Raw genomic sequence first — 23,727 nt, 5'->3', positions numbered from 1 at the left:
TCCATTAGTTTATTTTGAAACTCCATTTTGAAGCCATGATAGCATCTTAAGACAACTGGCTTGTACCTCTGAAACAGTAACTGATTCTTTGCTTTTGCGCTTATGAAAGTAGCTACCGATAGATTTAAAAAAAATATTCAATAAGAAACTAACTAAATCACGAAATTCATCAAAACTTTCAATTTTTAAAAGTGAAAAATCTGTTTGTTCATAAAGACTTAAAATTAGTTGGTGAATACGTCCATGACCCAAAGATCGTTGTAAGCGAAAATCATGAGCTTCAATCATCGTTTGATAAAAAGCAGAATGACTGCCTTCTAATACATCAGTAATCCCCAATTTGAAAAATTCTTTGGTTGCCTCAAATAAATTTCCCTGTTTTCTTTCTAAAACAGTTAAATATAAATCATTTTGTTCATCTTGAATTTGACCAACAAAGTAAAGGTAACAATCTAGTTTGTCTTCAAAGTATTGATAAAAACTGCCTCGCGGAATTCCAGCACGGTCAATAATTACACTAATTGCTGAATCATCAAAACTTTTTTTTGAAAATTCAAAGCTGAGCGCTTCAAAAAGACGTTCTTTTTTTGCATCGTCCAAATTGAAAAAGGTTTCTTTAGGCATAAAATGACCTCCTTTTTATAATATGACACACTGTCATGTGACAACGTGTCATATTATAGTTTATTCAATATGAAAAAACAAGTCATTTATTTTAGGTGAGATGAATAGTAAAATGATGAACTTTATGACTAAAGTAACATTTGATGGGACAATAATGACAAAAAAAGTTCTTCACTAGTACTTAGTGCAACCGAGACTAATTATCCTAATGGATCAACCAAAGGTATTAATCACATAATTAAAAAAATCTAACGAACAGCTTTTGGTTTCCATAACTATCACCATACGATTTCACAAGTTAAAATATAATAAATGCGGATTAAATCTAAAAATAAAAAAACAGAATTAGAAGTAAGTTAAATTCCAATTCTGTATAAATAAATTTACCCCTAAACAGGATTTGACAAAGAACTAATATTTTTTGGCAAGGCATTTCTTTTTTAACTAATGTATAAATTTTTACTATATATATTTTTTAATTTAACTTTCTTTAGCAGAAGTAGATGTTGTCTTCAGTAGTATTGCTAATTTTTTAAAAGGATGCCAATTAGGACGACCTATTATAAAACCAAAAGGAGGTATTTTATAACAAAGCCACGATACTTCAAAGGAAATAAAAATGACTAGGAGCCAACCAACAGGAATGAGTGCTATTAATAACCAATTAGGTAGAAGAAATATTTTTAATAGAGTACTTACAATTAGAAGACCAATGGTTTGACTTAGATACATTCCAAAGCTAACTTTGACAATTTTATCAACTACTGTTTGTAACCAGTTAGGTAAACCTTGTGATTGTTTCTGCGCATATTTTTTGCCAATCCAAAAAATAAGACTGAGCATTACGGTATCGTAACAAACAATATAAGGCTGATGTAAAGACAAAGCATGATCGCTATCAAGTGCTAATATTTGTTGGTTCCAAATACGGTAATATATAATCATACCAACTGCCATTAATACTGCAAGAAAGGCTATTTTTTTAATGTTTCTATCTAAGAATGCATAGACTTTTTCATGATATAACCAAGTATAAACTCCAAAAAAAATATAGAATTGATAGGCAAAGATATTGATACTAGTGGCTTTTAACCAGTAAGACCATGAACTTGTATCTAATTGGCTCATTCCATATTTAATCCAAAAGTCAAATAATATCTGAGTTAAGAGGCTTAATAAAAGAATCCTTTTGTGAGAATTGGGGAATTGATGGAAAATGTAAACAATAAATGGAAATAGTAAATAAAGTTGCATTACTAATAGCATATAATATAAATAAAAGCTACTACCATGAAGGACAATGGTAAAGTATTTGGTGCCAAATGAATCTAATGAATAGTTAGAATTACCTACGAGAATCATGAGTGACATTAGTAGAGCATTCCAAAATAAATAGGGCCAAACACTTCCACCAAACCTTTTCTTTAGAAATTTTGGCCAATCATGTTTTTTAAAGTATGTCAAAGTTAGAACAATGCCACTAATAAAGATGAACCCCATTCTAGTATAATGGAACATGACACGCATACTTCTTACAGTATAATACGCATTTCCAACTGTCATTGCGGAAGTAAATTGATTGACTGTATGATTGAATAGTACACCAAGTGTAAAGAAAACACGCATAAAATCAATTTCATATAAGTGCTGACGATTGTGAGTAGTATTAGAATTAATCAATAGAAACCCCATTTCAAAATAATATTTTTAATAAAGTTATTTTAAAATAAATATAAGATTTTTCTTGAAGAGATATTTGTTAGCTTTTCTAAAAAACTATGAATTTTTAAAGATCTAAAATAAAGTGTGACATGAATCAGGAATTTTTGAGTTACTTGAATTTCCCAACTCATGTCACACTCTGGTCTAAACGTGTTCCGTCAACTAGAACTTTACGCCTAACCTTAAATTACTCGTAACAAAAGTTCTGTTACTTTATAATTCTTGGTTAGTGCTCAAGTTCTCCCAGTTAACGTCACACTCTGGTCTAAACGTGTTCCGTCAACTAGAACTTTACGCCTAACCTTAAATTACTCGTAACAAAAGTTCTGTTACTTTATAATTCTTGGTTAATGCTCAAGTTCTCCCAGTTAACGTCACACTCTGGTCTAAACGTTAATAACTTTTTCCAAAAATGCCTGTGTCCGGTCATTTTGTGGGTGATCGAATACTTCTTCAGGTGTTCCTTCTTCCACGACAACACCGTCAGCCATGAAAACAACGCGGTCAGCCATTTCTTTTGCAAATCCCATTTCATGGGTGACAACAACCATAGTCATCCCATTCTTGGCTAGTTTCTTCATAACCTCTAAAACATCTCCAACCATTTCAGGGTCTAAAGCTGATGTAGGTTCATCAAATAGCATGATATCAGGGTTCATGGCGAGTGCCCGTGCAATTGCAACACGTTGTTTTTGTCCACCAGAAAGAGATTGAGGTTTTGCATTATATTTATCTGCTAGGCCAACGGTCGCAAGTAATTTTTTTGCTTGTTGAGCAGCTTTATCTTTTGAGATCTTACCTAATTCAGTAGGAGCGAGCTCGACATTTTGACCGACTGTTAAATTATTAAAGAGATTAAAATGTTGAAAAACCATTCCAATATTTTCCCGTGCTTTATCAATATTTGTTTTTGAATTACTGATATCTTGTCCATCAATGATGATACTTCCTGAAGTTGGCTCCTCCAGACGATTCAAGCAACGTAATAATGTGCTTTTTCCAGAACCTGATGGTCCAATCAAAACGACTACTTCATTACTTGCAACTTTGAAATCTATTCCCTTTAAGACATGGTTATCACCATAATTTTTGTTTAAATTTGTTACATCTACTTTTAAATTAGTCATTAGCCGTTAATCCTCCGTTCAATCCAATTTGACAATAATGTCAATACTGTAATAATCACAAGATAAATTATGGCAATGATTGCCCAAACTTTAAAGCCTTCAAGATTACGAGCAATAATAATTTTACCTGTCTGTGTTAACTCTAAAATACCAATGATTGATAAAATTGAAGTGTCTTTCAAAGTAATAATAAATTGATTAATGAAAGATGGGATCATTATTCTAATTCCTTGTGGCAAAATAACTTTACGCATTGCTTTTCCAAAAGGTAACCCAAGGCTACGAGCTGCCTCCATTTGTCCACTATCAACAGCTTCAATACCACCTTTTACGAAAGCGGCAGTATAAGCACCTTCATTTAAGGTTAAAGTTATAATTCCCGCTACGAAAGCAGGGATTTTTGTACCAGTTAAGCTAGGAATTCCATTGTATATGAATAAAGCAAGAACTAATAAAGGTAAACCTCTAAAAATGTAGACGATTGTAGTTGATAAACCACGAGCAAATTTGTTTGGTAAAACGCCAAGTAAACCTATTAAAATTCCAAAAATTGTAGCACAAATTATTGAAACTACGGTTAATTTCAGAGTCTCAACAATCCCATTGGTAATTGCTTGCCCATTTTGTTTTAAAAGTCCTAAGAATGTTCGATCCTCAGAATTTGATTTGTTAGTTTTACTTGTAGCCTTTTTTCCGGTGTACTTTTTAATTATTTGGTCATATTTACCATTCTTTTTTAATTTAGCTAAACCAGCATTGAACATCTTCAATAATTTTTGATTTTGCCCTTTTTTAACAGCAAAGCCATATTGACCAATATCAGTTGGTTTTGTAACAATTTTTAGTCCAAGTCCTGTTTTAACACCATAATTGAGTACAGCACTATCATCAAAGCAAGCTGCCGAATTTCCAGTTTTTACGTCATTGTATACATTATCGGAATCGTCAAATGTGACCACTTTAAATCCGTATTTATTCTTTATGGAATTCGCATAAGTTGCACCTTGTGTTCCAGTTTTGACAGCGACAGTCTTTCCTTTCAAATCTTTTAAATTTGATATTTTACTATTTTTTGCAACTGCCATAACAATTCCAGATTCATAATAAGGTGTTGAAAAATCTAGGGTCTGTTTGCGTTCATTTGTGATTGTCATTCCAGCAATTACACCATCAATTTGTCCTGAACTAAGCGATTGGACAGCAGCATTAAAACCAAGTGGCTTTATATTGACTTTGAATCCTTCTTCTTTAGCAATAGAACGAATTAGCTCCATATCAATACCAACATACTTGTTATTTGAGTTAGCATAAACGAATGGAGGAAATGTAACATCTGTTCCAATCGTATAAGTCTTATCAGCATGCACTTGAGGGGCTTGCCAGATAAAAAGTGCCAAACTTGCAAAAAACATTGCAAAAAAAACTAAAAATTTATGTTTCATCTAATCTTCCCCTATTCTAATAAGTATATGTAATATAGTAATTGTATCACACCAAGGTAAAATAAAGCATTTATGCTATGCTTTCTAAAAATATTAGCTATTTTTATTTTTAAAATGAATTTTTAATTATCAATTAATTAATAAAGCAATGAGATGGCAACAGTAAACAGTTATATTTTGCAAAACTCAAACTACCATATAATGTAATGTATACATCTAATTTTTTGTGAGAAAAATGTTGACAATAAATTAAAAATGAATGATAATATGTGCAATTAATAACCGAAAGGATGGCTGTATTATGATTTTAAACATTAAAAAATGGCAACTTTGGCGTAGCTAAAGGTGAGTTTGATGTTAAGCATTGACTCGCTTAGTTTTTGTAACTCTAAGAGAGTCTATGCCAAATACAGTTTAGTTAGATAAAGAACTGATGGTGCATAGGTGTGTGCTATCGGTTTTTTTGCGTAGACTTTCTTTTTATAAAATTTAAAAAGGAGTTTTTATTATGAAAAAAATTACTGAGTTAGAAAAGGGATATTATGGTATTTTTGGAGGACAATATGTTACGAGAGATATCGCTAAGGCTCTTAAACAAGTTGAAAAGACATACCTAAAGTTTAAAGATGATGAAAAATTTAGAGATGAGCTAGCTTATTATTTAAAAGATTATTCAGGAAGAGAAACACCACTTTATTTTGCTGAATCTTTAACGGAAAAATTAGGGGGGAGCTAAAGTTTACTTAAAACGAGAAGATCTGAATCACTTAGGGGCACATAAGTTAAATAACGTTTTGGGGCAGATTTTACTTGCTAAAAAAATGGGTAAAAACAAGGTCATTGCAGAGACTGGTGCAGGACAACATGGGGTAGCAACGGCGGCGGCTGCTGCCAAGTTTGGAATGGAATGTGAAATTTTTATGGGAGAAGAAGATGTCCAAAGGCAAAAGTTAAATGTATTTAGAATGAATTTGCTCGGAGCTAAAGTAAACCCAGTAAAAGAAGGAAATGGGACATTAAAAAATGCTGTTGATGCGGCTTTTAATTATTTTTCACAGCATTTAAACGATACTTTTTATGTGTTGGGTTCGGCTGTTGGACCATATCCATACCCGATGATTGTTAAAGACTTTCAAAGTGTTATTAGTAAAGAAGCACGTAAACAAATTCTGGAAAAAGAGGGGAGGTTACCAGATGCAGTGATTGCTTGTGTTGGTGGTGGTTCAAATGCAATTGGGGCTTTTGCTGAATTCATAGCAGATGACACAGTAAAATTGTTTGGAGCTGAAGCAGCAGGAAAGGGTGTGGATACATCCGAAAATGCTGCAACTATGACAAATGGAACTATTGGAATTTCTGATGGGATGAGAACATACGTATTGCAAGATAAGAAAGGTAATTTACTTCCAGCGTATTCAATTTCGGCAGGTTTAGATTATCCAGGCGTTGGTCCAGAACATGCATATTTAAAAGATATAAAAAGGGTCCAATATGATGCGATAACAGATCAAGAAGCGGTTGATGCATTTGTACTTTTGGCAAAAACCGAAGGAATTATTCCAGCTCTTGAAAGTTCACATGCGGTTGCAAAAGCAATAAAGTTAGTACCCCAAATGGAGAAAAATGAAATAGTAATTATTAATATTTCTGGACGTGGAGATAAAGATGTAGAACAAGTTGCAGCATATTTAAGGGAAAATTGACAAATGCTTGAAGATTGTGAATTAATTAAATAATTTTTTTTGAAACTTTACAATTTGAGAATCATTTTATTTTTATTAAAAAAAGTGTAATTTTTCATTGACAATTGATGATAAAGAGGTTAAATTATTTTTAAATCAAAGAAAAGAAGTCCTAGACATGATTAATAGTATGTGTAAAAATTTCACAATTGAATTTGCCCTACTACTATGACCGAGGACTCTGACATTATTAGTCGAGTCCTGTTTGCGTTATGGGAATGGGGCTCGAGAAAGGACGTCTCATTCAACATGAATGGGACGTCTTTTTTTGTTTATTTAAACAATTAAAAAAGAAGAAAAGGAGAAGAAGAATGAAAAAAATAGCTGTTTTACAAGGTGATTATATTGGTCCAGAGATAATGCATGCGGGACTTGAAGTATTGAAGTTGGCCAGTGAAAATACTAGTTTTAAATATCGAATATACAATTATCCATTTGGTGGTGAAGCAATTGATAGATATGGTGAACCACTACCTGAAGAAACTTTAAAAGGATGTCAAGATTCTGATGCTATTTTACTGAGTGCGATTGGTGGCCCTAGGTGGGATAAGAAGAGGGTTAGACCAGAAACGGGATTATTAGAGATTAGAAAACACTTGGGATTATTTGCTAATATTCGACCAACTATGATTAATAAAGTTTTGGCTGAAAAATCACCAATCAAAGCTGAAGTGCTAGAGGGTACTGATTTTGTGATTGTTCGTGAATTGACAAGTGGAATATATTTTGGAAAACCTCGAGAATTAGACGCGAAGTTGGCAATTGATACTTCAAGTTACAAAGCAGAAGAGGTTGAAAGAATCATGCGAGTGGGATTTGAGATGAGCAGGCATCGTAAAAAGCATGTGACAGTAGTGGACAAAGCAAATGTGTTGGCTACCTCAAAGTTATGGCGAAAAGTTGCAGAAAAAATAAGTGAAGAGTATTCAGATATAAAAATAGATTATTGTTATGTTGATGCGGCGGCAATGAAAATTATTACGCAACCAAATAGTTTTGATGTAATAGTTACAGCTAATTTATTTGGAGATATTTTGAGTGACGAGGCATCAGTACTAACTGGTTCACTTGGAACGATTCCTTCGATGAGCGTAGGAGTAAGAGGTCCCAGTTTGTACGAGCCTATTCATGGATCAGCCCCAGACATTGCAGGAGAAGGAATCGCAAATCCAATTTCAATGATATTAAGCATAGAAATGATGTTGCGCGAGTCATTCAAGGAATATGAAATCGCGAATAATATTGCTCAGGCAGTAGAAAAGACAATTGAAAAGAGATTTTTGACTCCAGATCTTGGTGGAGTAGCAACAACAAACCAAGTCGTAAAAGAAGTAATTAAGAATTTGAAAGGATGATGAACATGGGAAGAACATTATTTGATAAATTATGGGAAAAACACGTGGTTAGTGGAAAAAATGGCGAGCCACAGTTGATCTATGTTGACTTGCATCTTGTACATGAAGTGACATCTCCACAAGCGTTTGAAGGATTGAGAACAAATCAACGAGCTGTGAGGAGACCAAATCGAACTTTTGCGACAATGGATCACAACGTGCCCACAAAAGACATTTTTAATATTAAAGACCAAATTTCAAGAAAACAAATTGAAACATTGCAGGAAAACTGCAAAGAGTTTGGAATACGTTTGGCTGATATGGGAAATGAAAATCAAGGGATTGTGCACATTATTGGCCCACAACTTGGATTGACGCAACCTGGACAAGTTGTTGTATGTGGAGATTCGCATACTGCGACTCATGGTGCATTTGGTTCAATTGCATTTGGAATTGGGACATCAGAGGTTGAACATGTATTAGCTACACAAACTATTTGGCAACTCAAACCTAAAACAATGGGGATTCACTTACATGGAAATTTACAAACTGGCGTAGCGGCAAAAGACATTATCATGGCGCTAATTGCTCAAAATGGAGTAGATTTTGGAACAGGATATGCGATTGAATTTTATGGTGACATAATAGAGCAGTTGTCTATGGAAAATCGAATGACAATTTGTAACATGGCAATCGAAGGTGGAGCAAAGATGGGGATGGTGAAACCAGACCAAACTACCTTTGAGTATTTGAAATACCGGGAGTATGCGCCTAAAAATATAGAAAAAGCAATTGAATATTGGAAACAATTTTTCACCGATAACATCTCTGACTATGATACTATAATCGAATTTGATGTAAGTAGCTTGGCACCTTATGTGTCTTGGGGGACGAATCCTTCTATGGCGGTTCCCATAAATGGAATTTTGCCAAAGATTAGTAATATAAACATTCAACTTGCATATGATTATATGGGTTTAAAGCCTGCAATTAAAGCAACTGAAATTCCAATTCAATGGATTTTTATTGGTTCTTGTACTAATGGACGTTTGTCAGATATTAAGGAAGCCGCAAAAATAATGAATGGAAAACATATTGCCAAGAGTGTGACAGCATGGATTGTTCCAGGATCAAGAACAATCAAGCATGAGGCTGAAAAATTGGGACTTGATAAAATTTTTAAGGATGCAGGGTGTGAATGGCGAGACCCTGGATGTTCAGCCTGTTTAGCGATGAATCCAGACAAAATTCCAGCAGGGATACATTGTGCATCAACAACTAATCGTAACTTTGAAGGGCGTCAAGGTAAGGATGCAAGAACACATTTAGCAAGTCCTGCGATGGTAGCTGCAGCAGCAATTCATGGACATTTTATTGATATTCGACAAAAGGAGGTAATCTGACTATGGAGGCAATCAAAATACACAAAGGAACGACTCTTCCACTGATGAACAATAATATTGATACAGACCAGATTATCCCTAAACAATTTTTGAAAAATATTTTAAAAGTGGGTTATGGAAACCATCTTTTTCATGATTGGCGGTTTCTTGATAATGGAAGTCCTAATCCAAAATTTATTCTAAATAGACCCGAATATAAAGATGCTACAATTTTAATTACTGGCGATAATTTTGGATGTGGATCTTCACGTGAACATGCCGCTTGGGCACTTAAAGATTGGGGATTCAAAATTATTATTGCTGGTAGTTACAGTGATATTTTCTTTATGAATTGTACAAAAAATGGAATATTACCAATTGTTTTACCGCAAATAGCACGTGAAAAATTTGCACAACTTGCTTCAAATGATGAGATAACTGTTAGTTTGCTTCATCAAAAGGTAATTTGTCACGACAGAATATATTCTTTTGACATTGATCCTACATGGAAACAAAAATTTATTGATGGAATAGACGATATTGAATTAACTCTTAAACAAGAACATAAGATTCAAAGTTTTGAGAAAAGTATACCAATTTTTGAATAGAGGGGGATTTAAAATGGACGAAATAACAAATTCAAAAAGAATGACAGATAATGAAAATGTAGAACAATTGAAAATTAGGATGAATCAAATTCAACCAACAAAAACATTTTATAAAATTTTTATACTTGTTTCAGCTGGAATGTTTTTAGATGCAATTGATATTTATTTAGCAAGTGGGGTTAGTAGTTATCTTTTAGAAACAAAGTGGTCAACTTTGCAACTTAATTCGATATTTTTGGCAGTTGGTTTTTTTGGATTATTTTTAGGCTCAGTTTTTGCAGGTTTAGTGGGGGATTTTTTTGGTAGAAAAAAAGCATATCAGTTGAATCTATTAGTATTTGGTTCTTTTACACTTATTGGCTCTTTTGCTCCAAACATATTTTTTTTAATTGTTTGTCGCTTAATTGCAAGTATTGGTTTAGGAACCGAAATCGTTACCGGTTTTGCAATGATTAATGAGTTCGCACCAGTTAAAAGTCGTGGAAAATGGTGTGCAATGACCTCTTGTATTGCTAATTGTGGAGCTCCAATTACGATGTTGATGTGTACGTTATTAATTCCACTTTTTTCGTGGAGGATAATGTTTGTTATTTCTGGGGCATCAGCTTTGGTGTTGTGGTACTTTCGGCGTAGTCTCCCAGAATCACCACGGTGGAGTATTACACATGGGCGCATGCAAGAAGCGCAAGGTGTTATCGAAAAATTAGAGTCTGAGATGGATAAACAAGATACAAAAAAAGAAATAATTGGAAAAAATAAGCAAGGGGAAAAAGCTACAAAAGAGATAAACAATCATTTTCAACGTAATCTTTTTGTTGCAATATTTGCAGTTTCTGCCACAATTATTTGCCAGTATACTTTTACTTCATGGGTACCCACCTTATTGGTGAGACAAGGAATTAACATTGTTTCTTCACTGGGATTTTCAACTATTATGATGTTAGGAGCTCCAATAGGTGCATTTTTAGGTTCCCAGTTAGTTGACCGAGTAGGAAGGAAGCCCACAATTGTGACAGCTTTTATGTTAGCAGCAATCTTGGGGATTGTTTATTCGCAACAAAAAAGTGCCACCATGGTTATGGTAATTGGTTTTTTCTTGACAACTTTTTTCTATATTTTGATGGCATCAGTGGTAGGAGTGTATGTTTCTGAGTTGTTCACTACCAAATACCGGTTTCGAGGTGCAGGAATTGCAAATGGAATTTCCAAGCTCATAGCTGTAGGAATGCCTCTGGTCGTCGCATGGTTATTAAGTGTTTCAAATTCAATGATGATTTTTGTTATAATAAGTATTTTTGCTATGGTGGCAGCCTGTATAGTCTATTTCTTTGGACCAGAGACTAATAACCAAGAAGTCGATTAAATTATTATTTATACTTTATTTTTAGAAAGCATTGCTTTAAAATTTATAGTTATGGGAGTTTAGGAAATATATAAGTAAGTATGAATTTTGGCAGATATGTAAGATAACTTAATTTGTGCAGGCTATATTTCTGACAAGTACTAATTTAAGGTTAAGTGGGGGAGCTTCTTTTGTGCTTAGAACTGGCAACAATTGTAAACAAGCCGCCAAATTATAATTATTTTAGAAACTAAAGTAATTATAATTTGGAGGAATAAACATGCAAGATAATTTTTTACAACCAAAAAAACATTATATGAGTTGGCCGGTAATGGCTCTTTTGGATTTTGTAACCATAATTAGTTTTGAAAATATTTTTTATCCGTTTCAAAATCAAGGACTTTCAGTTGTTGTATCATGGGTTTTTCTATTATTTGCCTATATAATTCCATATGAATTGATTGTTAGTCAACTCAGTTTGACTTTTGACAATCAAAGTGGCGGTCTTGCCTCATGGGTAAGACGTGGTGGTAACGATACTTTAGGTTACTGGACATCATGGATGTATTGGATTCAAAGTGTTCCTTATATTGTAGATGTCTCTAATTCGGTTATTGTTTCATTTAGCTGGATGGTGTTGGGTAATAATACACTAGGTAATAAGATGTCGACGTTTGAATTTGGATTATTGACGTTTATTATCATCTTAGTATTTATCTTGCTAGAGAATTTGATTAAAAATTCACTTGAAATTTTATCTCTTATTGGTGGTGGGGCGATGTTCATCATGTCCTTGTTATTTGTCTTGTTGGCAGGATATGCTTTGATGAATGGTACTCATATTGCAACACAGCCATTTAATCTTGGGGCATTTATGCCACATTTTAGCTTGAAATATTTTTCAACAACTGGGCTGTTGATTTTTGCGATGTCTGGTGCGGAATTGGCGGCACCTTATATTGTTCAAATGAGAGATCCAAAACATGAATTTCCAAAAGCAATGTGGCTATTAGCATTGATGACCGCTTTCCTTACGATTTTCGGGACACTTTCATTAGCGATTTTCTTTAATGCAAATGCAATTCCACATGATTTCAAGATGAACGGGCCATATTATGCATTTTCAATGTTAGGAGCTGAACTTGGTGTAGGTAAGCTTTTAATGTACATTTTTGCTGTTGTACAAGCAATTTTTATGATGGCACAATTGGCAGTATTACTGGATGCTTCAAGTCGTGTTTTTGCTGGGGATGTTGCCGATAGATTTATGCCAAGCTGGCTTATGAAGAAGAACAAGAAGGGCTTACCAGTTAATTCATATTTGATGACTACAGGACTGAGTTTGTTCTTATTATTACTGACAGGTACGCTGCCCAATATTAATACTATTTACAATTGGTTATTAAATATCAATGGAATTGTTTCACCATACAAAACCTGTTGGGTATTCTTCGCCTTTCTTGCAATAAGGTGGCGTGAAAAGAAGTTTAAATCAGATTATGTATTTATTCGAAATCGTAAGTTCGCCTTACTTGTCGGAGGATGGTGTTTCTTATTTACTTTTGTTTGTGCGACATTAGGTTTCATTCCACAAGATGCAGCAGTAGGGACAAAATCATTTGATCATCAATTATTGATGAATTTTATTACCGTCTTTGTTTTATTTGGCGTAGGATTATTATTACCATATTTGAGAAAACGTGAATTAAGAAAATGAGGTCAGCCTAAAGAATATGAAAATTGATCTAGTACAGTTATAGTAGAGATTGTTTTCAAAAATAATAAATTAGTGCAAAGTTTTTTAAGAATTTATTATGACATCCACTTTTGTTTTTCTATCAAGATACAATTGATAAAAATAGGGAGGATTGTACATAATGACTTTTTTTAAAACTATTATTTTAGCTATTGTACAGGGAATTTCAGAACTTTTTCCAATTAGTAGTGTCGCTCATGCGGTGATTGTACCGTATTTGTTTGGATGGAACCTTAATCCAAGTTTTTTAAAGCATAATTTTTTAGAATTTGTGGTGATGATGCATATTGGTACGACAATTGCACTGTTGATTTATTTCAGAAAAGACTGGGCAAAAATAATTCGTTCTCTTTTTACCGCTAAAGATTCCAAAAAAGTACTGTTATTACTTGTAATGGGAACAATTCCCGCAATTTTGCTTGGTGCGATTTTTGAAAAATCCATTACTGATGCATTTAGCAGCGTAACACTTGCAGCAAGTTTCTTGTGTATTAATGGAGTATTGTTATTTTTAGGTGAACGTCTTCGGAAGAAAGGTACCAAGAAATTAGAGGAATTATCTTGGTGGCAGGCAATGATAGTTGGAGTTTTCCAATCTTTTGCTTTAATACCTGGTTTTTCGCGTTCTGGGTCAAGCATGACTGCAGGTTTTTGGATGGGGTTATCTAATGAGGAATCTGCTAGATTTTCAATGCTTTTATCCACTCCGGTTATTGCAGGTGCAGCTGTCTTAGAAGTGCCCAAATTAATTCATAATCATCCAGCTGGCTTACTAACATTATCTTTGAGCGGTGGTGTGGTTGCTGGAATATTTGCATTTTTAAGTGTTTATTTTTTGATGCATTGGTTCAATCGCAAAGAAATTAACACGATGGGCCCATTTTCGATTTACTGCATTTTGATGGGTGGAGCAGTTGTAATTGCTAAGTTAATTGGTGTGTAATTATAAGCTGGAAATTTTTAAAAATGGTTTATGTGATAGAATGGGGCTAAATCAAGTTATATTTTGATTTAGCCCCATTCTAAATTTAATTAGAGTTTTTATTTAGGCAACACTTATGATTTTTAATGTTAAATAGAATATCTGATATAGATAAGACAGCTTTTTGATATTATAGCTTTGTTAAAAATCATAAAATGGGATGAATTATTAAAAAAAAAATACAAATTTAAGATTAAGTTGACATGCGGTTAATAAATCAATAAATTTAACTTGTATGGTTATAATAAACTTTTAGAAAGTGTGGTGAGGGAAATGTCAGATAGTCATAGAGATAATAACAATAATAATGATGAGATAACTGTTCATGGTGCAGACGATTGCGATCCCTCGCGGCATGAACGCTAAAATAATTCAATTGAGAGGTAATTATCATTGGAAAAAGAAGTTAAGCGTTCACTAAAATGTTTAGTAGATCAAAAGGAATATGATTTAGTAGATGGGGTATTTCTAAAGGACTTGGACGGTTCTTTGCGGGCCCTAATAAGAAGAGATTTTCCTAAAGCAAGTGATAATCAATTTATATGTAGCGAGCATTTAGTTGAATATCGTGTAAAAAAAATGGATCAGATGATTGCAAAAGATTATCGGCAAAATGATAAGTTAACTAGAAAATTGACACGAGTGATGGAAAATGATGCATATCAGATGATTGATGTAAGGGAGCAGTTAGAACATTCTTTAACTTTTGGGCAAAAAATTGCTGATGGAGTAGCTCGTTTTGGTGGTAGTTGGTCATTTATTTTGACATTTATCGGAATTATGATTTTTTGGATTTTATTAAATATTTTCCATTGGTTCGGGGTCCACTTTGATCCGTACCCATTTATTTTACTTAACTTGTTTTTAAGTATGGTAGCGGCTATTCAAGCACCACTGATTATGATGAGTCAAAATCGCTCTTCAGAGTATGATCGAATGGAATCGCGAAATGATTACCAAGTAAACCAAAAGTCGGAGGAAGAAATCAGAGTGTTGCATTCAAAGATTGATCACCTTATCCAGCAAGATCAACCCAATTTGCTACAAATCCAAAAGATTCAAACAGAAATGTTGGGCTCAATCGAATCGCAAGTTAGTGAATTGCGGAGACTTCAACAATATTTTGAAGCAAGGGATGCAACGCAAAAAGATCAAAAGTGAACATTGTGTGGATTTTTAAGTTATAGCACAGTAAAATTTAAACATTTGTAGAAACGAAACATTAGATAGAAGAAGGAGCTAAATCAGATCTATTTTCTGATTTAGCTCCTTTTTTATATAAATGTGATTAAAGTATAGAGCATCGAAATTTGATTTTAAAAATAAAATTCCACAAAAAGAACTAAAATTTTTATGTTTCAGATATAGCAACTTTTCAAATGCATAAATATTAATTTATAATTACTTGAAAAATAATGATTAATTATCCAACTTATTTGAAATAATTTTTTGTAAATCTGCTTTATTTAGGATTATTTCGTCATTATAATTTTCAAGAATATTGTCATAAGCAACTTCGTTAGTCCCTTTAAGTTGGAAGTAGTGAAGTTGTTTTTTTGCATCGAAATTATTTGCGACGGCTAAAGCAATACTAATCATGTCAGTTTTATTCATATTTGTGGCGACTAGAAATTTAGAAGTCGAATTGACCAGCGCAGGTATTTTGAATGCATTAACAGGATTGCTTACCTTGTTAGCGATTCCAACGAGAGCATCTTCTTGAAGTCTTTGTCTTCCAAAATCGGTTCCGGGAAGAGAATCTCTTTCGTGGACAATTTCAGTAACCATTTTTGCATCTAAGTTGTGCTTGCCTTTTGTAAAAGTCTTATTTTGATCATCTGCGTACCAGGGGTGAGTTAGTGTCACGTTGAACGGTAAATTCATAGTTATACCACCAACGGCCGCTACCATCGATCGAAATCCCCAATAATTTGTTTCAAGGTAATAGTTTACAGGAACATTAAGATAACTGGAAATAGTTTTAACTGCCATTAATACGCCTTTTTTTGCGCCATATTTTTCTTGATAGACAGATTGGACACTTGTTAGTTTTGTATAGCCAAAATTTTGCATATATATGCGAGAATCACGGGGAATGCTGACAATATTGTATTTATGACTATTTAAATTAGCGTGGACTAATAACATTGAATCTGTATGACCAGTTACTTGATTAGGGCGTTCATCCGAACCAATTACTAAGATATTGAAAGTTCCTTTTGCCTGATGATACTTAGTTTTAGTTGTGTTGAGGGTTTTGAGATTAGAAAAATGTTTTTGAGGATTCAAGTAATTCCACATCATCCAAACACTGCCACATATAATAAGAATTGCAATTAATATTCCCCAAAACCATAAGTGATGCTTTTTTTTGGTTTGCCTTTTGTTTCTTCGTCTTCTATTTTCTTGCACAAGTCTAGCTCCTTTAAAAAAATCCTTTTTTATTAACTTTAGTGTGATTTTAGGATCTGTAAATGATAATTATGAAGATTTGACTAAAAAAAAGAGAAGTTATGAATATCTTAATGTTTTTATTTTCAAATGACTTGATTTAACTAAAAAAAAACGATAATATATCGTATACGATATAAAGAGGAGGAATCATGGAATCCAAAAACGTTTTTTATGACGAACTTTGTTTGGCGGTCTATACAACTAACCGTTATTTTCATCAACTATATCAGTTGGTGCTAACTGAGTACGATTTGACTTATTTGCAATATATGGCGCTATTGAGTATCACTCAATATGAGAAATGTACATTGTCTCAGATCTGTCTTAATTTAGATTTGGATACCAATACTTTGACACCTGTCGTAAAGAAACTAATTCAAAAGGGCTGGATTAATAAAGAAAAATCTTTAACTGATGGACGGAGTTTTGAATTGGCATTGACAGGTAAAGCGATGCTAAATTTTAAAGTTATTCAAGCTAAAATTGCTAAGATTCAGGCCAAGTTAGTTGGATCTGAGCATTCAAAGTTTATTTCAATTTTGAATGAAGCACATGAACTGAATGAACGAGTTGCAAAAGTAATTTCTGAACAAATGGAAGAATATAAATAAAGAATAAGGAAAAGATTGAGGAAAAAATATGAAAAAATTTGATGTTGTTTTTATCGGAAGTGGACATGCAAATTGGCATGCAGCTGTAGAATTACAAAGAGCAGGGAAAAAAGTGGCAATTGTTGAAAAAGATTTAATTGCTGGAACTTGTACGAATTATGGATGTAATGCCAAAATTTTATTAGATGGGGCAGCTGACTTAATTCACCAAGCTAACGCATACGAAGGATTTGGAATAAAAGGCAATCTTCAAATTGATTGGAAAGAGTTAATGGCATATAAAAAAGCAACAATAAATCCAATCCATCTGTTATTAGAGCAACAATTCAAAGCTGTAGGGATAGAAATATTCAATGGAACAGCTAGGTTTTTGGATGCACATTCTATATCAGTTGGTGAAAATAGAATTAGTGCAACTGATTTTATAATTGGGACGGGGCAAAAGCCTAATCGATTACCAGTAGAGGGAAACGAATTTTTACATGATAGTCGTGATTTTTTGGACTTATCTGAGTTGCCAAAACATATGACATTTATTGGGGCTGGGATTGTTTCTTTAGAATTTGCAATGCTAGTTAAAACTGCAGGTGCTGAGGTTACAGTAATTGAATTTGCTGCAGGAGCGCTGAGAGGTTTTAATCAAAAGTACGTTGACAGTCTTTTGCAGCAAATGGAAAAGATGGGTATAAAAATCCATTTTAATGAAGCGGTGCAAAAAATTCAACAAAATGAAACTAACGGGTTAAGTGTTGTGACTGCTTCAGGACTTGAGGTTAAAACCAATTATATTGTTGATGCCACAGGAAGAATTCCTAATATTGATGAGCTTGACCTTAAGGCTGCCGGTGTTGAATTTAATCGAGGCGGGATTATTGTTGATAATCATCTACAAACAAATATTTCTCATATTTATGCTAGCGGTGATGTAATTGATAAAAAAATACCTAGATTAACACCTACTGCGACATTTGAGTCAAACTACTTAGCAAAATTGTTGTTAGGTGAGACAAGTGAAGCTATTGAATATCCTGCTATTGCAAGTGTCGTTTTTACCTTGCCACGAATTGCACAAGTGGGAATAAGTGAGTTGGAGATTAAAGAAAAAGAGGATCAGTACTTGATTAAAACAATCCCTTATGGAAGTCGCTTGCGTTTTCAGACTAAGAATGAACCAGAAGCGGAAGCCACTTTAATTTTTGATCAGGATTCATATTTAGTAGGTGCTAGTGTTTATGGTGATGAAGCTCCTGAATTAATTAATTTTTTGGCAATAATTATAGGGCAAAAACTAACCCAATCAGAATTGAATAAGCAAATATTTGCGTTTCCTAGTCAAACGATAGGGTTATTAAGTATGTTGACACCGTATCTGAGAAAATTTAAATGATATAGTGTGTCAACTAAAAAGTTCTTTCTATTATGCGAGTGGATTGTTATCCATATTTCTCATATAGAAAGAACTTTTTAATTACAAACGATGAGTTAAAGGGCTTTTAGTGAGATTCAAGGTTATATATCCATTTGAATCTGGTGTATAATTAAAGCTATCAATAATTCTGTTATTTATGTTTGTAACAAGAGAACTTGAAATAATTGAGTTTATATTTTGAATATGATAAGCCTGTTTTTAAGGTCCTTTGGTGAATCAGATTGAAAGTTAATATTCTTGTTTAAAGGAGGGTTTTTGTGAGAGAACAAATATTAAATGCTATGGAAGAGATTGTGGCTAAATCTGGACTTAAAAATTTTACGATGAGTCAAATAGCAACTACCTTACATATTAGTAAGAAAACGATATATAAATATTTCAAGAATAAGGATGAACTTATTAAAGATTACGTTGGTGAGATATTTGAGAGCAATTCATTTGAATTAGATAAAATAATGAATAGCGATTCGGATGATTTTGGTAAAATTTATGCTATTTTAAAAATTACACACAAATACCGGCTACCTGTAAGTTCATTAAATGAAATTAAGGTTTCCTATCCAGATTTATGGAATGATTTTATAAGTTTAAAAGAAAAAAATATTTCATGTATTTTTGAGTTGCTGGAACATGCAAAAAAAATTGGCAAGCTAAAGGAAGATACTAATTTAAGAGTCTTAGCTAAATTACTAATTAAAGTTGGCATACTTGTTACAGATCCTAAGTTTCTTAATGATAATGAAATTAGTTTGAAGGATGCACTTAATGCTATAATTAAAGGCATTCTTTACGGTATTGTTAATGATAATAGAAATGAACAATTGGGAGAATAGTGATGTTTTGTTTTTAGTAAACACTTCTTTAATGTTATACTTGTTTAGTAAATATTGAAGAAGGGGGGATTTTTGTGACAACAATCAGGGATATTGCAGAAAAAGCACGTGTTTCGACCGCAACGGTTTCGCGTGTCTTAAACATGGATGAGACATTGTCAGTTAGTGAAGAAACTAAGAATAGAATCTTTGAGGTTGCAAGTGCATTGAACTACGTAAAATCCAAACGCATAATTCGGCGCAAAAATATTGGGAAGATTGCACTTGTTGAATGGTATTCTCAAAAAGAAGAGTTAGATGATTTGTATTATTATTCGATTCGAGCAGGAATTGAGAAAAAAGCTCAGGATTTGGGATTTGAAGTTGTAAGATATTTTCAAAGCGAATTTGGTGAAAAATTGCAAGATGTTGATGGAGTGCTTGCGATAGGAAAATATAGTAAGCAACAACAAGAGCTTATGGCTAGTTTAAATGAACATCTGGTCTTTGTTGATAGTAACACTCTCAATGCTGGATTTGACTGTGTGGTAACTGATTTTAATAATTCTATTGGACAACTATTACAACATTTTATAAATAAAGGGCAAACGAAAATTGGTATGCTTGTTGGTGAAGAACATACGATGGATATGGTTGAAAGTCTGATAGATCCAAGATTAATTTCATTTAAAAATTATTTAAGTGCATATCATCTATATAATCCTAATTATGTATATATTGGTAGGTTTACTGCTGATTCAGGATATGAAATGATGAAAAAGGCAATTAATGAGTTACAAGAAGATTTACCTCAAGCTTTTTTTGCTGCAAATGATTCTATTGCAATTGGTGCAATGAAGGCGTTAAAAGAGGCAGGCATAGATGTACCAAACCGTGTGAGTGTGGTTTCATTCAATGATACTTCGATTTCAAAATACATTACGCCTTCTTTGAGCAGTGTACATGTGTTCACTGAGGAAATGGGCAAGCTGGCTTTGATGTTGTTAAATACTTTTCATATTGAAAACAAAAATTCACATCCTGCACAGATGATTACGCTTGCAACTGATTTTGTTTTACGAGATAGTACGATTAATTAAATTAGGTATAGTTATCAATAGAAAGACATAAGCAAAAGTTAACTTTTGCTTATGTCTTTTTGGTTGTTGAGTTGACGGAAAGAGCCACTCAGAATGTAATTTATTTTCTAGTAGCCACTGATGATAAAGCAATAAATCTTGTTGAACTGGTTTTAAATAAAGTGTGTTAGGTTTACCAGTTTTTTTATCATGAATAAACGCATTTTGTTTAATTGAGCCGTCCGGATTAAAAATATCCGCTTGTGGCAAGGGATTGTGTTATTACACAATTGTTTGCTTTTTGATAGCTAATAGGCTATCATATAAATATAAAAAAAATAGAATTTGACTATTATGACTGGAATGAATTTAAACAATTTTTGGATCAATTGCCTGATAAAGACGCTGCCAGTATTTTAACAAGGAGGACCAATAATGAGTAAAATTGATGAATATGTTGCTGAAAGAAGTAAAAATAATCCTGATTTTGCAAAAATCGTGGAACAAGAAAATATCAACTTAGAGGTAGCTGTTAAAGTTCGTGATCTCCGTGAAAATATGGGTATGAGTCAACGTGAATTTGCTAGTCTAATTGGTAAACCACAATCAACCATTGCTAGAATTGAAAATGGATCAATGAATGTTTCGACTAAGGTATTGTCTGAGATTGCGCAGGCAACTAACCAACGATTAACAATTCAATTTAGTCCCACATTATAAATAATAAATTCCATATAAAGGAGAATTAACTTGTTAAAACATAAATATACTGTTTATTCATTAATTGTTGCGATTACACTTTCAATACTGAGCTTATACGCTTATTTAAGCAGTGGAAGCCTTCTTAGTAGCTGGTTTACAGTAACTAATAATGCTGAGGGATCTGGAATTGATATTGGATCTTCGTTTTCTTTTTTGTTTTTAGTCGGCAGCCTAATTGCTTGGATTAAATTTGTAACGATTTATTTTAAACACAGAAAAGATTGATTTTATGGTTAATTTATCTTAATAAGGTTCTGGTGAAAAATTTAGCACAATGATTTGTTCAACAATCTTCTCAAGTTAGCACACACAGACTATTTTGTTAATTTTGCACCAGAACCGTTTTATAAACCTAAAGAAGAGATTAGTGAAAATCAAGGAACGACTTTCACTAATCTCTTCTATTTTGAAGGACTTATGGCACAGCCCCTCTTTGTTGATATAACTGTATTTTGTAAGCTACTTTTAGATAGTTGAAATCGAATTAATTAAACCTATTTTTTTAGAATAGTTACGGCCCAAGGATCTAAAGTGGTTTTTGGTTGGGATGCAGTCAAAATATCAATGAACTGATTATTTTTGAATTCTGATGGCAGTTCTTGTGGTTCGTTACTCATATTTAAAATAAAATAAAAAGTGTTTTTCTCATTATGACGCTCGGTAATATCAAGTGAAGGATTTATATTTGTGCTGAGTTGGGAAAGCCTAATTTTGGTTATTAGGTACTTGAATAGGTGAGCTAAACCTGAATCATCAAGATGTGTACCTACATAATAAGCAACTCCTTTACCAAAATTATTTTTGGTAACTGCAGGTGTCCCAGCATAAAACTCAGATGCATAAGTTGCTATAGCTTCAGCACCTTCGAGACGAATGATATCACTGACAAGATTTCCTGTACATGTTGTTTTGTCGTCATAGTTAATTGTTACCTTGTTCTGGGGGATAATTGCATCTGTCTCTTCAACCCATAGGCCAGTGACTTTTTTCAGTGGGCCAGGGTATCCGCCAGGATAAATTTTGTCGGATTCATTGACAAGTCCCGAGAAGTAAGTGGTTAAGAAATTACCACCGTTAGCAACATAGTCTTCAATTTTTTTACCCAAGCCATCTTTAACCATATAAAGCAGTGGAGCAACAAGTAAATCATATTTAGAAAAGTCACTATCAATATCGATCACATCTACTGTAACGTTGTTATTATATAAAGCCTTGTAGTAGTCATGAATTAGTTTTGTATAATTCAAGTCTTGTGTGATTGTGGCCATATATTCAACACTCCAATAATTAGCCCAATCAAATAAAATCCCTACTTTTGCAGAAGTTGTTGTGTGCATGATATCACTGGAAATTTTTTTAAGATCATGACCGAGTTGTGCAACTTCTTTGAATGCACGTGTATCAGTACTATCTGAATGACTGATTACAGCTCCATGAAACTTTTCAGTTGCACCGAGTGATTGTTTTAATTGGAAGTATTGAACTGTATCTGCGCCATGTGCGACTGCTTGAAATTCAGTTGCACGTAACTGCCCTGGACGTTTTAAAGGACTATAAGCTTGCCAATTTACCTGACTAGGTGTTGATTCCATTAACATGAACGGGTTTCCATTACCTAATCCACGCATCATATCATACATGAATGCTGTCTCAAATGCAGGTGTCTCAAAAGTTGGATAGCTATCGTATGCAATGATATCTTGCTCTTTTGCCCAACTAGCATAATCTGTTTGCTTGTTTGGTAGACCATGAAAGTTTGTTGTAATCAGAGTATCTGGATCATAGGATTCGATAATTTGTTTCTCCAACTTAAAGGTATTTAACATGCTTTCAGATTGAAAACGGAGATAATCAACTGACAAACCAGCGACAGTTGTTTCGGAGTTTTCAGGACCAAAAGCATCGCCCAATTCATTTGGGACAACAATTTCGTCCCATTCGTAAATAGTGTGGCTCCAAAAATTCATATTCCAAGCACTATTAAGTTTTTCAACTGTCTGATAACGATTTTTAAGCCATTTTCTAAAGGCACTTTGGCAATTATCACAGTAGCAGTTACCACCGTATTCGTTATTGATATGCCATACAACTATGTTACTGTTGGAAGCATACCTCTGTGCAATTTTATCAACAAGTTTTTGCATCAACCTGAGATAATTTGGGCTGTTTGGACAAGCATTGTGCCTTTGTCCAAAAACATGGCGCCTACCTTGATAGTCTACACGAGCAACATCGGGATACTTTTTAAACATCCATGCGGGTAATGCAGCAGTTGCAGTCGCTAAAACAATTTTGAAATTCTTCTTTGTAAATTTATCAATAATTTTGTCAAGTATTGAAAAATCATAAGTGTTTTCATTTGGTTGCAAGAGAGCCCACGAAAATACATTGATGGTTACTGAATTAATGTCTGCTTCTTCAAAAATCTTAATGTCGTCATTCCAAGACTTTTCAGGCCACTGTTCTGGATTATAATCTCCACCATAAAGCATCGTTGTAAGTTTTTTCTTCATTATTAA

Annotated in this window: 19 protein-coding genes and 2 pseudogenes; 14 read left to right on the top strand and 7 right to left on the bottom strand. The window is 33.4% G+C overall.

Features of this window, described 5'->3' with window-relative positions; translation table 11 throughout:
• Nucleotides 1-9: 9 nt before the first annotated feature.
• From FC80_RS02085 to FC80_RS02070, 4 genes are all read right to left on the bottom strand, one after another.
• On the bottom strand, nucleotides 10-624 hold the full coding sequence (locus FC80_RS02085; protein WP_057828495.1) for a TetR/AcrR family transcriptional regulator: 615 nt from the start codon (nucleotides 622-624) through the stop codon (nucleotides 10-12).
• Between the two features lie 480 nt (nucleotides 625-1,104).
• On the bottom strand, nucleotides 1,105-2,304 hold the full coding sequence (locus FC80_RS02080) for an acyltransferase family protein (RefSeq protein WP_057828494.1): 1,200 nt from the start codon (nucleotides 2,302-2,304) through the stop codon (nucleotides 1,105-1,107).
• A gap of 428 nt (nucleotides 2,305-2,732) precedes the next feature.
• Nucleotides 2,733-3,473 (bottom strand): amino acid ABC transporter ATP-binding protein, encoded by a 741-nt coding sequence (locus tag FC80_RS02075; protein ID WP_057828493.1) that lies wholly within the window; start codon nucleotides 3,471-3,473, stop codon nucleotides 2,733-2,735.
• Complete coding sequence (locus FC80_RS02070; RefSeq protein ID WP_420806303.1) at nucleotides 3,473-4,885, bottom strand: amino acid ABC transporter substrate-binding protein/permease; 1,413 nt, start codon at nucleotides 4,883-4,885, stop codon at nucleotides 3,473-3,475. Before FC80_RS02070 ends, FC80_RS02075 begins: the two co-directional genes overlap by 1 nt.
• A gap of 547 nt (nucleotides 4,886-5,432) precedes the next feature.
• Between FC80_RS02070 and trpB the strand changes: the two are divergent.
• The 8 genes and pseudogenes from trpB to FC80_RS02030 all read left to right on the top strand — a co-directional run bounded on the left by trpB (nucleotide 5,433) and on the right by FC80_RS02030 (nucleotide 15,222).
• A pseudogene (gene trpB, locus FC80_RS02065) lies at nucleotides 5,433-6,618 on the top strand (tryptophan synthase subunit beta).
• Nucleotides 6,619-6,968: 350 nt separating this feature from the next.
• On the top strand, nucleotides 6,969-8,012 hold the full coding sequence (gene leuB / locus FC80_RS02060; protein WP_057828491.1) for a 3-isopropylmalate dehydrogenase: 1,044 nt from the start codon (nucleotides 6,969-6,971) through the stop codon (nucleotides 8,010-8,012).
• 5 nt (nucleotides 8,013-8,017) lie between these two features.
• Nucleotides 8,018-9,394: a 3-isopropylmalate dehydratase large subunit gene (gene leuC / locus FC80_RS02055; protein ID WP_057828490.1), complete on the top strand. Its 1,377-nt coding sequence runs from the start codon at nucleotides 8,018-8,020 to the stop codon at nucleotides 9,392-9,394.
• 2 nt (nucleotides 9,395-9,396) lie between these two features.
• Nucleotides 9,397-9,981, top strand: coding sequence for a 3-isopropylmalate dehydratase small subunit (leuD, locus tag FC80_RS02050; protein ID WP_057828489.1), 585 nt, complete (start codon nucleotides 9,397-9,399; stop codon nucleotides 9,979-9,981).
• Between the two features lie 13 nt (nucleotides 9,982-9,994).
• A complete protein-coding gene (locus FC80_RS02045; RefSeq protein WP_057828488.1) occupies nucleotides 9,995-11,344 on the top strand; it encodes an MFS transporter in 1,350 nt (449 codons plus the stop codon).
• Nucleotides 11,345-11,603: 259 nt separating this feature from the next.
• Nucleotides 11,604-13,040, top strand: coding sequence for an APC family permease (locus FC80_RS02040; protein ID WP_057828487.1), 1,437 nt, complete (start codon nucleotides 11,604-11,606; stop codon nucleotides 13,038-13,040).
• A 160-nt stretch (nucleotides 13,041-13,200) separates the two neighbouring features.
• On the top strand, nucleotides 13,201-14,022 hold the full coding sequence (locus FC80_RS02035; RefSeq protein ID WP_057828486.1) for an undecaprenyl-diphosphate phosphatase: 822 nt from the start codon (nucleotides 13,201-13,203) through the stop codon (nucleotides 14,020-14,022).
• A gap of 432 nt (nucleotides 14,023-14,454) precedes the next feature.
• On the top strand, nucleotides 14,455-15,222 hold the full coding sequence (locus tag FC80_RS02030; RefSeq protein WP_057828485.1) for a DUF1003 domain-containing protein: 768 nt from the start codon (nucleotides 14,455-14,457) through the stop codon (nucleotides 15,220-15,222).
• A gap of 258 nt (nucleotides 15,223-15,480) precedes the next feature.
• Here the strand turns inward: FC80_RS02030 and FC80_RS02025 are convergent, their stop codons facing one another.
• Entirely contained in the window at nucleotides 15,481-16,473 is a 993-nt protein-coding gene (locus FC80_RS02025) for an LCP family protein (protein ID WP_057828484.1), read from the bottom strand.
• A 191-nt stretch (nucleotides 16,474-16,664) separates the two neighbouring features.
• Between FC80_RS02025 and FC80_RS02020 the strand changes: the two genes are divergently transcribed.
• The 4 genes from FC80_RS02020 to FC80_RS02005 all read left to right on the top strand — a co-directional run bounded on the left by FC80_RS02020 (nucleotide 16,665) and on the right by FC80_RS02005 (nucleotide 20,467).
• Nucleotides 16,665-17,126, top strand: a complete 462-nt coding sequence (locus FC80_RS02020; protein ID WP_057828483.1) for a MarR family winged helix-turn-helix transcriptional regulator — start codon at nucleotides 16,665-16,667, stop codon at nucleotides 17,124-17,126.
• A gap of 28 nt (nucleotides 17,127-17,154) precedes the next feature.
• The gene (locus FC80_RS02015) at nucleotides 17,155-18,513 is read left to right on the top strand and encodes a dihydrolipoyl dehydrogenase family protein (RefSeq protein ID WP_057828482.1); all 1,359 of its coding nucleotides are present in this window, start codon (nucleotides 17,155-17,157) and stop codon (nucleotides 18,511-18,513) included.
• 299 nt (nucleotides 18,514-18,812) lie between these two features.
• Nucleotides 18,813-19,388, top strand: coding sequence for a TetR/AcrR family transcriptional regulator (locus FC80_RS02010; protein ID WP_057828481.1), 576 nt, complete (start codon nucleotides 18,813-18,815; stop codon nucleotides 19,386-19,388).
• 74 nt (nucleotides 19,389-19,462) lie between these two features.
• On the top strand, nucleotides 19,463-20,467 hold the full coding sequence (locus FC80_RS02005; protein ID WP_057828480.1) for a LacI family DNA-binding transcriptional regulator: 1,005 nt from the start codon (nucleotides 19,463-19,465) through the stop codon (nucleotides 20,465-20,467).
• A gap of 51 nt (nucleotides 20,468-20,518) precedes the next feature.
• Here FC80_RS02005 and FC80_RS02000 read toward each other — a convergent pair.
• Nucleotides 20,519-20,716 (bottom strand): annotated as a pseudogene (locus FC80_RS02000) (site-specific integrase); the annotation flags it as partial.
• A 165-nt stretch (nucleotides 20,717-20,881) separates the two neighbouring features.
• Between FC80_RS02000 and FC80_RS01995 the strand changes: the two are divergent.
• Together FC80_RS01995 and FC80_RS01990 are read left to right on the top strand one after the other, a co-directional pair.
• Nucleotides 20,882-21,166, top strand: a complete 285-nt coding sequence (locus tag FC80_RS01995; RefSeq protein ID WP_057828478.1) for a helix-turn-helix domain-containing protein — start codon at nucleotides 20,882-20,884, stop codon at nucleotides 21,164-21,166.
• A gap of 30 nt (nucleotides 21,167-21,196) precedes the next feature.
• Nucleotides 21,197-21,433: a hypothetical protein gene (locus tag FC80_RS01990; protein WP_057828477.1), complete on the top strand. Its 237-nt coding sequence runs from the start codon at nucleotides 21,197-21,199 to the stop codon at nucleotides 21,431-21,433.
• 269 nt (nucleotides 21,434-21,702) lie between these two features.
• Here FC80_RS01990 and FC80_RS01980 read toward each other — a convergent pair whose 3' ends face one another.
• Nucleotides 21,703-23,721, bottom strand: a complete 2,019-nt coding sequence (locus FC80_RS01980; protein WP_057828475.1) for a beta-galactosidase — start codon at nucleotides 23,719-23,721, stop codon at nucleotides 21,703-21,705.
• Nucleotides 23,722-23,727: the final 6 nt, after the last annotated feature.

The sequence above is a fragment of the Liquorilactobacillus cacaonum DSM 21116 genome (genome assembly GCF_001436735.1).
GTDB classification, from domain to species: Bacteria; Bacillota; Bacilli; order Lactobacillales; family Lactobacillaceae; genus Liquorilactobacillus; species Liquorilactobacillus cacaonum.
The sequence above is the reverse complement of the archived record's forward strand: the minus strand, read 5'-3'. Positions and strand labels throughout refer to the sequence as shown.